This is a genomic window from Rhodococcus sp. NPDC003322, assembly GCF_053589555.1.
The window spans coordinates 514,866-527,864 of record NZ_JBSFSC010000003.1; the positions used below are offsets into that span (position 1 = coordinate 514,866).

The 12,999-nt window shown below is 68.3% G+C and carries 11 protein-coding genes; 6 read left to right on the top strand and 5 right to left on the bottom strand.

Features of this window, described 5'->3' with window-relative positions; translation table 11 throughout:
* The first annotated feature begins 100 nt into the window (after nucleotides 1-100).
* The 4 genes from ACWDUM_RS14610 (at nucleotide 101) to ACWDUM_RS14625 (ending at nucleotide 4,560) form a co-directional block, all read left to right on the top strand.
* Nucleotides 101-1,843: an acyl-CoA dehydrogenase family protein gene (locus ACWDUM_RS14610; RefSeq protein ID WP_450134515.1), complete on the top strand. Its 1,743-nt coding sequence runs from the start codon at nucleotides 101-103 to the stop codon at nucleotides 1,841-1,843.
* Between the two features lie 20 nt (nucleotides 1,844-1,863).
* Entirely contained in the window at nucleotides 1,864-2,340 is a 477-nt protein-coding gene (locus ACWDUM_RS14615; RefSeq protein WP_450134516.1) for a hypothetical protein, read from the top strand.
* Between the two features lie 335 nt (nucleotides 2,341-2,675).
* Nucleotides 2,676-3,536, top strand: coding sequence for an LLM class F420-dependent oxidoreductase (locus tag ACWDUM_RS14620; protein WP_450116467.1), 861 nt, complete (start codon nucleotides 2,676-2,678; stop codon nucleotides 3,534-3,536).
* 73 nt (nucleotides 3,537-3,609) lie between these two features.
* The gene (locus ACWDUM_RS14625) at nucleotides 3,610-4,560 is read left to right on the top strand and encodes an LLM class flavin-dependent oxidoreductase (RefSeq protein ID WP_450134517.1); all 951 of its coding nucleotides are present in this window, start codon (nucleotides 3,610-3,612) and stop codon (nucleotides 4,558-4,560) included.
* Between the two features lie 383 nt (nucleotides 4,561-4,943).
* Here the strand turns inward: ACWDUM_RS14625 and ACWDUM_RS14630 are convergent, their stop codons facing one another.
* On the bottom strand, nucleotides 4,944-6,563 hold the full coding sequence (locus tag ACWDUM_RS14630) for a DUF222 domain-containing protein (protein WP_450134518.1): 1,620 nt from the start codon (nucleotides 6,561-6,563) through the stop codon (nucleotides 4,944-4,946).
* Between the two features lie 277 nt (nucleotides 6,564-6,840).
* Here ACWDUM_RS14630 and ACWDUM_RS14635 point away from each other — a divergent pair, with 277 nt between their 5' ends.
* Together ACWDUM_RS14635 and kstD are read left to right on the top strand one after the other, a co-directional pair.
* On the top strand, nucleotides 6,841-7,473 hold the full coding sequence (locus tag ACWDUM_RS14635; RefSeq protein ID WP_450134519.1) for a TetR/AcrR family transcriptional regulator: 633 nt from the start codon (nucleotides 6,841-6,843) through the stop codon (nucleotides 7,471-7,473).
* Between the two features lie 31 nt (nucleotides 7,474-7,504).
* The gene (kstD, locus tag ACWDUM_RS14640; protein ID WP_450134520.1) at nucleotides 7,505-9,187 is read left to right on the top strand and encodes a 3-oxosteroid 1-dehydrogenase; all 1,683 of its coding nucleotides are present in this window, start codon (nucleotides 7,505-7,507) and stop codon (nucleotides 9,185-9,187) included.
* 171 nt (nucleotides 9,188-9,358) lie between these two features.
* On the opposite strand, the gene ACWDUM_RS14645 is transcribed toward kstD, so the two are convergent.
* From ACWDUM_RS14645 to ACWDUM_RS14660, 4 genes are all read right to left on the bottom strand, one after another.
* Nucleotides 9,359-10,828: an FAD-dependent oxidoreductase gene (locus ACWDUM_RS14645; protein WP_450134521.1), complete on the bottom strand. Its 1,470-nt coding sequence runs from the start codon at nucleotides 10,826-10,828 to the stop codon at nucleotides 9,359-9,361.
* Between the two features lie 85 nt (nucleotides 10,829-10,913).
* The gene (locus ACWDUM_RS14650) at nucleotides 10,914-11,342 is read right to left on the bottom strand and encodes a carboxymuconolactone decarboxylase family protein (protein ID WP_450134522.1); all 429 of its coding nucleotides are present in this window, start codon (nucleotides 11,340-11,342) and stop codon (nucleotides 10,914-10,916) included.
* Nucleotides 11,339-12,241 carry an NAD(P)-dependent oxidoreductase gene (locus ACWDUM_RS14655; protein ID WP_450134523.1) on the bottom strand — a complete coding sequence of 301 codons (903 nt, stop codon included), beginning with the start codon at nucleotides 12,239-12,241 and terminating at the stop codon, nucleotides 11,339-11,341. Before ACWDUM_RS14655 ends, ACWDUM_RS14650 begins: the two co-directional genes overlap by 4 nt.
* Nucleotides 12,238-12,987, bottom strand: coding sequence for an SDR family oxidoreductase (locus ACWDUM_RS14660; protein WP_450134524.1), 750 nt, complete (start codon nucleotides 12,985-12,987; stop codon nucleotides 12,238-12,240). Before ACWDUM_RS14660 ends, ACWDUM_RS14655 begins: the two co-directional genes overlap by 4 nt.
* Between the last annotated feature and the right edge of the window lie 12 nt (nucleotides 12,988-12,999).

Below are 12,999 nucleotides of genomic sequence, written 5' to 3' on the forward strand. Positions count from 1 at the left end.
GAACTCGTGCGGGCTCGCTTGCCCGGTGGCGCCCGAAGTGGGTCCCCAATCAAGTTACTGGCTGGTAATTTGAGTTGGGACTCCGACGAAAGGCCGAGCCGTGACCGAGCTGCTGTTCAACCCGAAAACCTACGACCCGCAGGAATTCGATCCGGAGACCCGGCGACTACTGCGCGCGACGATCGACTGGTTCGAGAACCGTGGCAAGGAGCGACTGCTCGCCGACGACCTCGATGCGGTGTGGGTCGCGGACTTTCTCGAGTTCGTGAAGGACGAGAAGCTGTTCGCCACTTTCCAGACCCCTGCCGAGTTCGGCGGTGACGACCCGAACCGGCGCTGGGACGCGGCCCGCAACGCGGCGCTGAGCGAGATCCTCGGGTTCTACGGCCTGGCGTACTGGTACGCCTGGCAGGTCACGATCCTCGGCCTCGGGCCGATCTGGATGAGCGAGAACGACAAGGCCCGCCAGCGTGCCGCCGACGAACTGTCGGCGGGCGGCGTGATGGCCTTCGGCCTGTCCGAGCGCGCGCACGGCGCCGACGTGTACTCCACCGACATGCTTCTCACCCCGGTCTCCGGAGACGACGCGACGGGTGAGGGAGGGATCACGTTCCGGGCGACGGGGGACAAGTACTACATCGGCAACGGCAACGTGGCCGGCATGGTCTCGGTGTTCGGCCGACGCACCGACATCGACGGCCCCGAGGGCTACGTCTTCTTCGTCGCGGACAGTCGACACCCGAACTACCAGCTGATCGACAACGTCATCCATGGCCAGATGTACGTCAGCACCTTCCGGCTCGAGGACTACCCGGTCCGTGAGGAGGACATCCTGCACACCGGGGTGCAGGCGTTCGAGGCCGCGCTCAACACCGTCAACGTCGGCAAGTTCAATCTGTGCACCGGCTCGATCGGCATCAGCGAGCACGCCTTCTACGAAGCGATCACCCACGCGCACAACCGGATCCTCTACGGGAACCCGGTCACCGACTTCACCCATGTGCGCGCCGCGTTCGTGGACGCATACAGCCGACTCGTCGCGATGAAGCAGTTCAGTGCCCGTGCGGTGGACTACTTCCGCAGCGCCGGCTCCGGCGACCGCCGCTACCTGCTCTTCAACCCGATGACGAAGGCCAAGGTCACTTCCGAGGGCGAGCGGGTGATCGCGCTGCTGCACGATGTCATCGCCGCCAAGGGGTACGAGAAGAACACCTACTTCCGCGAGGCCGTCGAGGTGATCGGCACCCTGCCCAAGCTGGAGGGCACCGTGCACGTGAACGTCGGGCTGATCCTCAAGTTCATGCCGAACTACCTGTTCGCTCCGGCGGAGTACCCGGAGATCGGCACCCGGCTCGACGCCGCCGACGACGAGTTCTTCTGGCACCAGGGACCCACCAGGGGTGCGGCCAAGGTGCAGTTCCACGACTGGGTCCCGGTCTACGAGCGGCACGCCGACCTCCCCAACGTGGCGCTGTTCCTCGAGCAGGCGCGGGCCCTGCAGGAGCTGCTCACCACCGCGGGCCCGGACGCCGCGCAGCAGAAGGATCTGGACTTCCTGCTCAACGTCGGCCACCTGTTCTCGCTGGTCGTCTACGGCCAGTTGATCCTCGAACAGGCCGAGCTCACCGGCCTCGACCGCGACCTGCTCGACCAGATCTTCGACTTCCAGGTCCGCGACTTCTCCGCGTACGCCGTGGCGCTGCACGGCAAGTCCTCCTCGACGCCGGCCCAGCAGGCGTGGGCGCTGGGGGCGATCCGCAAGCCGGTGGTCGACGACCAACGGTTCGCGCGCGTCTGGGACCAGGTGGTGGCCTACGATGGCGCCTACGAGATGACGCCGTAGCGTCGGCTGGGGGGAACACGATGAAACTTGTTCGTGCGGTGGTGGTGTCGGCCGTCGTTGCGGCATCGATGACGGGCGGCACCGCCGCGGCGTCGACCGGCTCGTCGGCCGACCCGGCGGGGATCTCGCCCACGTACACGCTCGGCGGCGGGGCGCTCGGGTGCGTCGGGACCGTGGATGCGCACTACGATCCGAACGCCCTTTTCTACGGGCAGAACCCGACGATCTGGGTGCGACCGGAGTTCACCTTCGTGCCCGGTCTGTTCCAGAACCCGTACTGCGGCGTCGAGGCCACGCTGCGCTGGAAGAACCTGGACACCGGCGCGAGCGGAGTCTTCCCGGGGCCGCCGGTCCCGCTCGGCGACGACACGCCGCTGTCGCCGACGAACGGCCCGTGGGTGCCGATGACCGCACCCACCGGGGCCGGACGGATCGAGGTCCAGATCGACACCAATTTCCCGCACATTCCGGGTCGCGGCACCATCGTCGTCGGTTAGCCATTCGCGACTCGGGTGGGAGACGGCGAACCCTGACGGTGTCGGGGCTCTGATCATGCTCGAGGGCGTGACGGCCGGTGGCGATTCCGCCGGCCGTCGCGCCCTTTCCCATGTGACGCGGACGTCGTCGCAGAGGGATTCGGGTGGGCAGGAACATGTGTCATAGCGGCAGCGGTGATCGGTTCTAGATGGCTGGTCCACCGCTGGCAGGATTCGGTGAACGAGTTCCAGAATCTGATCGACGCCGGTCGACTGGACACCTTGATAAACAGGTGTCCAGCAAATAGTGTCGGGGACGAGCGACGAGTTGTTCGTCACAGTGCGAGGAGGCTTTGGTGGAGTTTGGCATCACGCTGTTCACGAGCGACCGCGGTATCACCCCCGCGGCGGCGGCGCGGGCGGTGGAACGGTTCGGATTCGATTCGTTCTACGTCCCCGAGCACACGCACATCCCCGTCCGGCGCGACGCCGCGCACCCGCAGACCGGCGACGAATCGCTGCCCGACGACCGGTACATGCGCACCCTGGACCCGTGGGTCTCGCTCGGGACCGCCGCGTCGGTGACCGAGCGGATCCGGCTCGGCACCGCCGTCGCGTTGCCCGTCGAACACGACCCGATCACCCTGGCGAAGACCATCGCCTCCCTCGACCACCTGTCCGGTGGCCGCGTCACCCTCGGCGTCGGCTACGGCTGGAACCTCGACGAACTCACCGACCACGGTGTCCCGACCGGCAAGCGCCGCACCATGCTGCGCGAGTACCTCGAAGGCATGCAGGCGCTGTGGTCGCAGGAGGAGGCGTCCTACGAGGGCGAGTTCCTCAGCTTCGGTCCGAGCTGGGCGTGGCCGAAAACCATTCAGCAGCCGAGGGTTCCGATCATCGTCGGGGCGGCGGGCAACGAGAAGAACTTCAAGTGGATCGCCCGGTCCGCGGACGGCTGGATGACCACCCCGATCGAGCAGGACATCGACGACAACGTCCTGCTGCTGCGCAAGACGTGGGAGGCCGCCGGCCGGGAGGGTTCGCCGCGGATCGTCGTCCTCGATCGCAAGCCGGTCCCCGAAACGCTCTCGCGTTGGGAAGACCTCGGGGTCGACGAGGTCGTGTACGGGATGCCGGACGCCGACGAAGCGACCGTCGTCGCGTACCTCGAGAAGCTGGCGGGCAAGCTCGACCGCTCGCCCGCCGCGAACTGAGCGGGGTCGAACACGCTGCGCCCGGACGGGTTTCCCGCCCGGGCGCCTTCGTCTCAGATGGAGGAGGTGTGCGGTGGCGCATTTCGTGACGCGATACGACTTCCGGGCTCCGGGATACTCGCCCGATGCTCGGCGGCGCCTGTTCGCGGTCGCGCTGGAGCAGGCGTCCTATGTGGATGCGAAGGGGCACACGGCGATCACGCTGTCCGAGCATCACGGCTCGGACGACGGCTACCTGCCCAGTCCGCTGCTCGTGGCGTCCGCGTTCGCGGCACGCACGACGCGGATCCCGATCTCCGTCGCCGCGCTGGTGGTGAACCTCTACGACCCGATCCGTCTCGCCGAGGACATCGCCGTGCTCGACCACCTCAGCGGCGGGCGCGTCACCTACACCGTCGGACTCGGGTACCGGCCCGAGGAGTACGCGCTGTTCGGGCGTCCGTGGACAACCCGCGCGCGAGACCTGGAGACGGCGATCGGGCGGATGTTCGACGCCTGGGCGAGCGGCGCGGTGACACCGGCGCCGTTGACCGCGCCGCACCCGGTCATGTTCTACGGCGGCGGCGTGCCGGCGGCCGCAATGCGGGCGGCACGGCTGGGGTTGCACTTCCAGCCGGAGGTGGCAGACCGGGAGCTGAAGCGGCTGTACGTCGACGAGTGCCGGGCGCTCGGCCGCGAGCCGGGGCTCGTGATGTTCCCGCCGCCGGGTCCCGCGACCGTGTTCTGCGCCGACGACCCCGACGCGTTCTGGGCGAAGTTCGGCCACCACCTGCTCGCCGATGCACTGGCCTACCGGGCCTGGATCGGCGAGCGCGACTCGCACGTGAAGGACTCCTCGGCGACCGTCGACGAACTGCGCGAGTCCGGCGTCTATCGGGTGTACACGCCGCAGGATCTGATCGGGGCGTGCCGGTCCGGCGTGGTCCCCGTGGTCACCAGCCACCCGCTGTGCGGCGGTATGCCCGAGGAGCCGTCGTGGGAGAGCCTGCGGCTCATCAGCGAAGTGGTCATGCCCGCAACGTGATCAGCGGGGCCTCCCACCGTCCGCCTGGGGGAGCCCGCAACTCCAAGAAGGTTGATTCCGCAGGTTCAGGGGTTGTGCGCGCGGCCGAAGCAGCGGCCAGACCTGGCCTGAGCAGGGCGCCAGTGGTTCGCGTTGCACGGCGGCGGATGCAACGAGTACCCAGTCCCGCTGGTCGTCTTTCCCAGCAACGGACGGCTTTCCGTTGCTCGTGCCGTCGTGACCCATGAGAAGTCGGCTCGCGGGGCGGCAGGAGATGGTCGACGGCCTCGGCGCACTCGGCAGTCGGATGCCGATGACCAGTCCCTGTGCGTGGCACAGCAACGCCCCGGGCCGCGACCCGTCGTGGGGTCGTGGCCCGGGCGGTGCTGTTCGGTTGTGCTTGTTCAGCTGGTGAAGATGAGTTCTCTTCGGTTGTGGGCGGGCACGGGTCTTCGCTGCGGGTCCATCCAGCGCGGAGGCACGAACCACGGGTGACCGTCGTCCGTGCTGACGAACACTTCCCATTCACCCTTGTGGATGAGGCCGTGGTGGAAGCGGCAGAGCAGCACCAGGTTCGAGAGTTTCGTGGGACCGCCGTTCGACCAGTGGTGGATGGGGGCACCTCCCTGCACGAAGTGCTTGGGGGAGGGTGGCCGTCGGTCCAGGCGGCCGGGCGGCCGCAGCCTGGGGGTGCCCCCTGCACGAAGTGCTTGGGGGAGGAAGGCGCAGCCGCAGTCGCGGGCGTCGAGGGCGCGGCGGATGCGGCGGGGGATCACGCGGGTGGTGGTGCCGACGTCGAGGGGGTTGCCGTCGTCGTCCATGGCAATCGGGGTTACTGAAGCGTCGCAGGACAGCATGGCCGCGAGGCGAATGCTGATCGGCCCCAGCCATGGCATCCAAGCGGGACCTCTGCGGATGTACGACCGCCCCGGCTCGGCGGCGTTCGCGACGGCCTGCGCGACAGGGCAGCCGTCGGATCCGCAAGTTCCGTAGCAATCTCCTGGACCGCACTGGTTCTCGCTGCGATCGCAGAGGGTCGATCGAGCATTGCTCGTGCCGCGGGTACCAATACCCGTGCGGGTGCTCGTGTCGGTATCGGTGTCGGTGCATGCGACGGTGACAGTGACTGTGTTGGTGGTCGGGGTTCCTGCGTCCGTGGTGGTGCGAGTGGCGTTGGCGAGGTCGTTGAGTCCGACGAACACGGTCATGTGTGGTTTTTCGCCGCCTTCTCCGGGTGCGTCACCGGAGTCGAAGTAGTGGCGGACGATGTCGGCGAACGCGTCGGCGCGGCGTTGCGGCGCGGTCCTGGGGTCCTGGTCGGGTTCGCCGTGGGTGTTGTTGCGTCCGGGTTGCGGTTTGGACAGCGCGGACAGGGCGGTGAGGAGTTGCTCGCCGGTGGTCTTGTCGAAGTGCCCTTTGACGCGGACTCTGCCGGCGGCGGTGGGGGAGGCGAAGAACTCGTTGAGTGCCTCGTTCTCGTCGTCGGAGGGTGGCCCGTCGTTGTCCCTTTCGAGCATGGTCTTGAGGGCGGTGGCGCGGTTGGCGGTGTCGGCGGAGTGTTCGTGTTCGGCGGCGGCCACGAGGTAGTCGGTGCACTGTTGGGTGCATTCGGCGACCGGGTCGACCAGCTCGCCGTCCACGACGACGGGGTCGACGTCGGAGAGAAGGTCGGGGATCTGATCGAGCAGGTTGGTGATGGCCCGCACCTGATCGACATCGACGGTGCCGGCTGTGAAGGCGTCCGCGACGTCGGGTCGGTTCCGGAGGCTGCGTCCGGCGGTGATGATCTTCTTCGCGTGCCCGGGGGTGAGCTTGCAGGTGCCGGACAGCCACGCCTGTGTCGACGACGCGCCGACGGTCTGGGCGACACACCGTTCGTCGATCTCGTGGACCAGGCGCACCCGCAGGGCGTCGAGTTGCCGCATCCGCGCCGACAGCTCCGGTACCAACTCGAGCAGGGTCTTCTCGTCGAGACGCCAGGCCTCCACCCCGTGGGGTGCGGTGAGCATCTCGTCGAGTTCCATGAACCAACACTAGTCGAACGTATATTCGATTTCAATGGGTTAGATTGGTGCGCAACAATATTCGAGATCGGCAACTCGATCATCTGCTGGTGCGCGAGATGGGGGAAGCGGCGACGGTGGTCACGCCGACCATTGTCGGCCTGCCGATGGCACCGTAGTCGGGATCGGCAGTAGCTACTATCTTGACAGTAACTGTCATCTAGGGAGACACTTCCAGAACACGCTGAGGTGTCCTGGAGGTCGCCTTCGCGGTCATGGCCGGCACAGGAGGTCTGGAATGTCACTGAGGGAGCGGCAGCGGGCGTTGGTCCGAGCCGAGATTCAGCATGCGGCGTTCGCGCTGTTCGCCCGCGACGGGTTCGATGCCGTGACGACGGACCAGATCGCCGCCGAGGCGGGTGTCTCTCCGAGCACCTACTTCAGGCACGTCCGGAGCAAGGACGATCTGCTGCTGGATCCGGTCCGCGAGGGCGGTGCCGGAATCGTGGCGCTGCTCGAGGAGCGTCCTGCCGACGAGCCGGCGGATGTCGCTCTCTCGCAATCGATCCTGTCGCGCTCGAACGCATTCGCGGCGACAGAGATCGAGCAGTGGCGGGCGGCGTTCCGCACGGCCCCGCACCTGCTCGACCGGGTCGCGCTGATCACCCCGGAACACCGGACGCGGCTGGTCGAACTCGTCGGCCGGCGGATGTCACGGGATCCCGAGGTCGACAGCAACCCCGGACTGCTCGTGCACCTGATGCTCGCCGCCGCCGAATTCGGCTACCTCCAGTGGCTGCGCGGCCCGAGCGACCGAGGCGCTTCCCTGCCCGTGTGCGTCGAGGGAGCCCTCGACGCCGTGCTCGACGAACGGTGGAGCGCCGAACCGAAGGAGCCGCGCGGTCGGAGGGGCCGCGGCTCGTCATCGTGATTCACGACCAAGGACATGGAGGGCTGTCCCAATGAAGCAGGAGCTCAACTTGCCGGATGACACGGTCGATCTGATCGTCGTCGGATCGGGCGCAGGCGGGATGGCGGCGGCGATCACCGCCGCGCACAGTGGACTCGGCGTCGTCATCGTGGAGAAGTCCGAGTACTGGGGCGGATCGTCCGCCCGATCCGGTGGCGGGGTGTGGATTCCCGGCAACTCCGTGCTGCGACAGCAGGCGCCGGCGGACGATCTCGAGTCGGCACGCACATATCTGACGAGCATCGTCGGTGACGGTGCCGACCGCGAGCGGATCGACACATACATCGATCGCGGGCACGAGGCCCTCGACTTCCTCATCGAGAACTCGGGGCTGGACCTCGAGTGGGTTCGTGGCTACTCGGACTACTTCCCGGAAGCGCCCGGTGGACGCGTCACCGGACGATCCTGCGAACCGCGCCCGTTCGACGGCCGGAAGCTCGGGGACGATCTGGCGACCCTGCACCCGTCGTACACGAAGGCGCCACTCGGTGTGGTCGTCAAGCAGTCCGACTACCGGTGGCTGAGCACCGGGCTGCGGCACTGGCGTGGACCCCAGCGCATGGCCGCGGTGGGGACCCGCACCGCACTGGGCCGTCTCCGCGGAAAGAAGCTGGTCGGCCTCGGTTCCGCGCTCATGGGACAGCTGATGCTGGGTGTTCGCGCCGCCGGGGTGCCGGTTCGGCTGGGGACCTCGATGACCGAGCTTGTCACCGAGGGCGACCGCGTGGTCGGCGTCGTTCTCGACGAGGGAGGTGCCCGCACCATCCTGCGCGCCCGCCGCGGTGTAGTGCTCGCCTGTGGTGGGTTCGACCACAACGCCACGATGCGACAGCAGTACCAGCGCGCCCCGGTGGACACCTCGTGGAGCCTCGGGGCGCCGACCAACACCGGCGACGGGATCACCGCCGGCCTCACCGTCGGAGCCACGGTCTCCTTCATGGACGACGCCTGGTGGGCGCCGTCGATCCCGCTGCCGAACGGGCCGTGGTTCGCGCTGGCCGAGCGGTCGCTGCCGCGCAGCCTGATGGTCAACGCCCGCGGGACGCGGTTCATGAACGAATCGCTGCCCTATGTGGAGGCCACGCACCGCATGTTCGGCGGGCCGTTCGGGCAGGGCGACGGCCCGGCCGAGAACCTGCCCGCCTGGCTGATCTTCGACCAGACCTACCGGGACCGGTACATGTTTGCCGGCGTTCCTGCCCGGCAACCGTTGCCGCGTTCCTGGCAGCGCGCCGGAGTGATCACCACTGCGCCGACGCTCGCCGACCTGGCCGAGAAGATCGGGGTCCCGGGCGACGCGCTGACCGACACTGTCGACCGGTTCAACTCGCACGCCCGCGCCGGGCACGACCCCGACTTCGGTCGCGGCCAGAGCGGATACGACCACTACTACGGCGACATCACGAACAAGCCCAACCCCAGCCTCGGCGAGCTGACCAAGGCGCCCTTCTACGCGGCCAAGATGGTGCCGGGGGATCTCGGCACCAAGGGTGGAATCGACACGGACAGTTCCGCACACGCGCTCCGCGCGGACGGCACCGTGATCGCCGGGCTCTACGCGGTGGGCAACACCAGCGCCCCGGTCATGGGACACACCTACGCCGGACCCGGCGCCACCATCGGCCCCGCGATCGTCTTCGGCTATCTCGCCGCGCTCGACGCCGCGCGCAGCTGACGCCGGGCACAACGCGAGCGACGTCGAAGGCCTTTCATCGCGCCGGGTGATATCGGTTCGGGGCCGGCCGCCACGCATCGGCTCGGGGGCCTTCCCGACACCGAAACCTGCGAAAGTCACTCGGGCGCCGCCCATCCCTCGGGATGAGCGGCGCCCGTTTCCTGTGTCTGTCTAGGCCTTCGCGGCGGAGACTCCCGCGCGGCGGCCGTAGAAGCTGCCGTCGCCGAGGGAGGTACCCGATGCGTAGCCGCCGGCGCAGACGCCTGCGGTGCAGCGGCCGGCGGCGAAGAGGCCGGGGATCGGTTCGCCGGAGACGTGCAGGACCTCGGAGTCGATCGAGGTGCGCAGGCCACCGAGGGTGAAGCCGGCGGTGCAGTTCCGCAGATCGAGCGCGGCGATGGGGGAGCCGATCGGCTTGACCCACTCCGGCTTCTTGCCGAGCACCGGGTCCTCGCCGTTCTCCGCGTGCCTGTTGTACACGTCGACGGTCGCCTGCAGGGTGCCCGCGGGCAGCCCCATGTCGGACTCGAGTTCCTCGACGGTCTCGGCCACCCACTTGGGCTGGAACCGGAAGAACGGCGTCGAGCTGGTCGCCGCGCAGCCTTCTTCGTAGGCCGCCTCGTCGATGATCAGATAGGCCTGGTTCTCGTTGCGCAGCAACGTTTCCTGGCCGATCCTGCCGGGGTACGTGTCCTCGTTGACGTACCGCTGGCCGCGTCCGTTGACGAGGATGCCGCGGACCATGAGCTGTGGGTCGCCGAAGAACGCGACCTCGGTCGCGTCCATGTGCGCGAGGTCCGCGCCGATCGCCTGTGCCATCTGGATGGCCTTGCCGTCGTGCTCCTCGATCGCGGCGCCGGGGCGTCCGATCAGCCGCGGTGCGTACGACTGCACCATCTCCTTGTTGTAGGCGAAGCTGCCGGTCGCGAGCACGACACCGCGGCGGGCGCGGATCGCGAGTTCCTTGCCGTACTGCTTGGCGACGATGCCGACGACGCGCCCCGTCTCGTCCACGATCAGTCGCTGTACCCGCATGTCGTACTCGGACCGCACGCCGAGTGCCTCGGCAGTCTCGACGAGCGGCTTCATCAGCATGTAGCCACCGCCCTTCTCGCCGGTTCGCTTGCCCGTCATCTGCGGGACGTGACCGCGCGGGGCGGGGGAGGCGATCTCCTTGAACGGGGAGGAGTTCTCGCCGCCGGAGTACATCAGCCCGTCGTCGAACGGGGTCTCCCAGCCGGGCTGACCGTAGAAGCTCTCCTTGAACGGCACCCCGTTGTCGACGAGCCAGTTGTAGTGGTCGACGCTGCCGTTGCAGTAGTCGGTGATCTTCTCCTCGTCGGCGCCCGGACCGAGGGCGGCCATCATGAACGCCTTCATGTTCTCGGGGGTGTCGTCGAACCCGAGCGCCTTCTGCAGCGGCGTGCCGCCGCCCAGGTAGATGAACCCACCGGCCAGGGCGGCCGCGCCACCCCATCCGCTGGTCCGCTCGAGCACCAGCACCTCGGCGCCTGCGCGAGCGGCCTCGATCGCGGCGCTGACGCCGGCGATGCCGTAGCCGGCGATGACGACGTCGGCTTCGTGGTGCCAGGTCTCGACGCTCTCTGCGGACTGGGGACGGATGGGGGTGGCCTCGGCCATCGGTGATCGGGTCCTTCTCGTCGGGGATTGTTACTTCAGTGCAAGTATTTCCGCCGCGGGCTCGTCCCGCGGCGGAATCCGCGGACTAGTCCGAGCCGTTCTCGGCGGCCTTGGCCGCCGCCTTCTCTGCCGCTCGGGCGGCCTTCGCACGATCCGCGACGACCGCGATGCGGGAGGCGTTCACGCCGCTCGCGAGGGGATACCCGACGTAGTGGGCAAGGAGGATGACGATCTCCTCCATCTGCTCCTCGGTCAGTTCCTCGTTCTGCAGCGCCGCATTGATCTGCACCTTCGCCAGGTCGAACTGGCCCTGAGCCGCGAGCGCCCCGAGCACGAGCAGTCTGCGATCCCTGATCGTCAGCCCGGGCCGGTTCCAGATCTCGCCGAAGAGGTGCTCGACGGTCTGCGTGTAGAAGTCGCCGAGGTCGCCCGAGGGCATCTCCCAGCCGTACACCGTCTTCATCGTCTTCAGTCCGCGGGCACGGATCTCGCTGATCCCGTTCTGATCGGTCATGCGTTCTCCTTCGCAAAGGTGGTGGCGATCTCGCCCGGGCCGACGCCGAGGCCGGCGCCCAGTCCGGCGATCGCGCGGACGGCCAGCGGCAGCTCGACGTCGAGTCGGTCACCGAGGCCGAGGGCGAGCGAGAGGTCCTTCTCGCCGAGGTTGCGGGTGTGCGAGAGGATCGGGAACCACGGATCGGACTCCTCGAGCGCCGCGGTCGTCTCGCGCAGCATGATCGCGCCCGCCCCGCCGGTGATGGAATCGGTGTGCCGAACCACCTTGCCGAGCTTGCGGATGTCGATCCCGGCGGCCTCCGCCAGGCGCTGCGCCTCGGTCGCCGCCGTGAACGAGATGAAGTGAAGGAGGTTGCGGGCCAGTTTCATCCGGGTGCCCGCGCCCACCTCACCCGCGTGCACGACCATCTCCGCGAACAGGCCGAATGGCTCCTTCACGGCCGCGAACGCCTCCTCGTCGGCGCCGACCATGACGGCGAGGCGGCCCTGTTGGGCACCCATCGCGCCGCCACTGATCGGGGCGTCCACCAGATGCACGCCCTTCTCCCGGCAGGTCTGCGCCAGCTCCACCGCGGTGGTGTCCGAGATCGTCGAATGGACCGCGACGACGGTGCCTGGCCGCGCGGTGGACAGGATGCCGTCCGGTCCGGCAACGACATCGCGGACCTGGGCGTCGTCGAGGACGGTCACCGAGATGACCGACGCCTCGGCGGCGACGGCGGCCGGTGTGGCCGCGGCCCGGGCGCCGTCGGCGACGAACGGCTCGACTGCTTCGGGGCGGGCATCGCACACCACGAGCCCACCCGGCCAGGCGAGCAGACGCTTGGCCATCGGGGCGCCCATGTTGCCGAGGCCGATGTAGCCGACGGTCGCCGCCGTCGAATCGGGAGCGCTCACGAGCGGTACACCTGCCCGCCGTCGACGTTGTAGATCTGACCGCTGATCCAGCTCGCCTCGTCGGAGAGCAGGAACAGGCACAGCCCGGCGAGATCCTCGGGGGTTCCCATGCGCTGCAACGGGATCCGCTGGACGATCTGGTCGACAATGGCCTTCGGGGTGGAGGTGCGGGTGGCCTCGGTGTCGATCGGGCCGGGTGCGATCGCGTTGATCCGGATCTTCGACCAGCCCAGCTCGGTGGCCAGCTGCTGCGTCAGGCTGTTGATGCCTGCCTTGGCCAGGCCGTAGTAGTTCGAGTATGTCCAGGCCGCGGTCGAGGACTGGTTCACGATCGAGCCGCCCTTGGCCCGCATGTGGGGGACCACTGCGCGGCACACCAGCAGAGCGCCGTCCATGTTGACGCTCATGAACCTGCGGTAGTAGTCCCAGTCCACGGTGAGCAGCGAGTCGATCTTCATGCCGCCGTAGATCGCGGCGTTGTTGACCAGGTGGTCGATGCCGCCGAACTTCTCGATCGTCACGTCGGCCAGTTCCTGCGCCGAGGCGCCGTCGGACACGTCGACCCGCTGGAAGATCGCGGAGCCGCCGTCGGCGACGATCTGCTTGGCGACCTGCTCGCCGAGTTCGGCGTTCAGGTCGGCGACCACCACGTTCGCGCCCTCGGCGGCGAGGCGCTTGGCGTAGACCTCACCGATGCCCTGTGCGGCGCCGGTGACGATCGCGGTGCGTCCGTCGAAACGTCCCATGCTGTTGTCCTG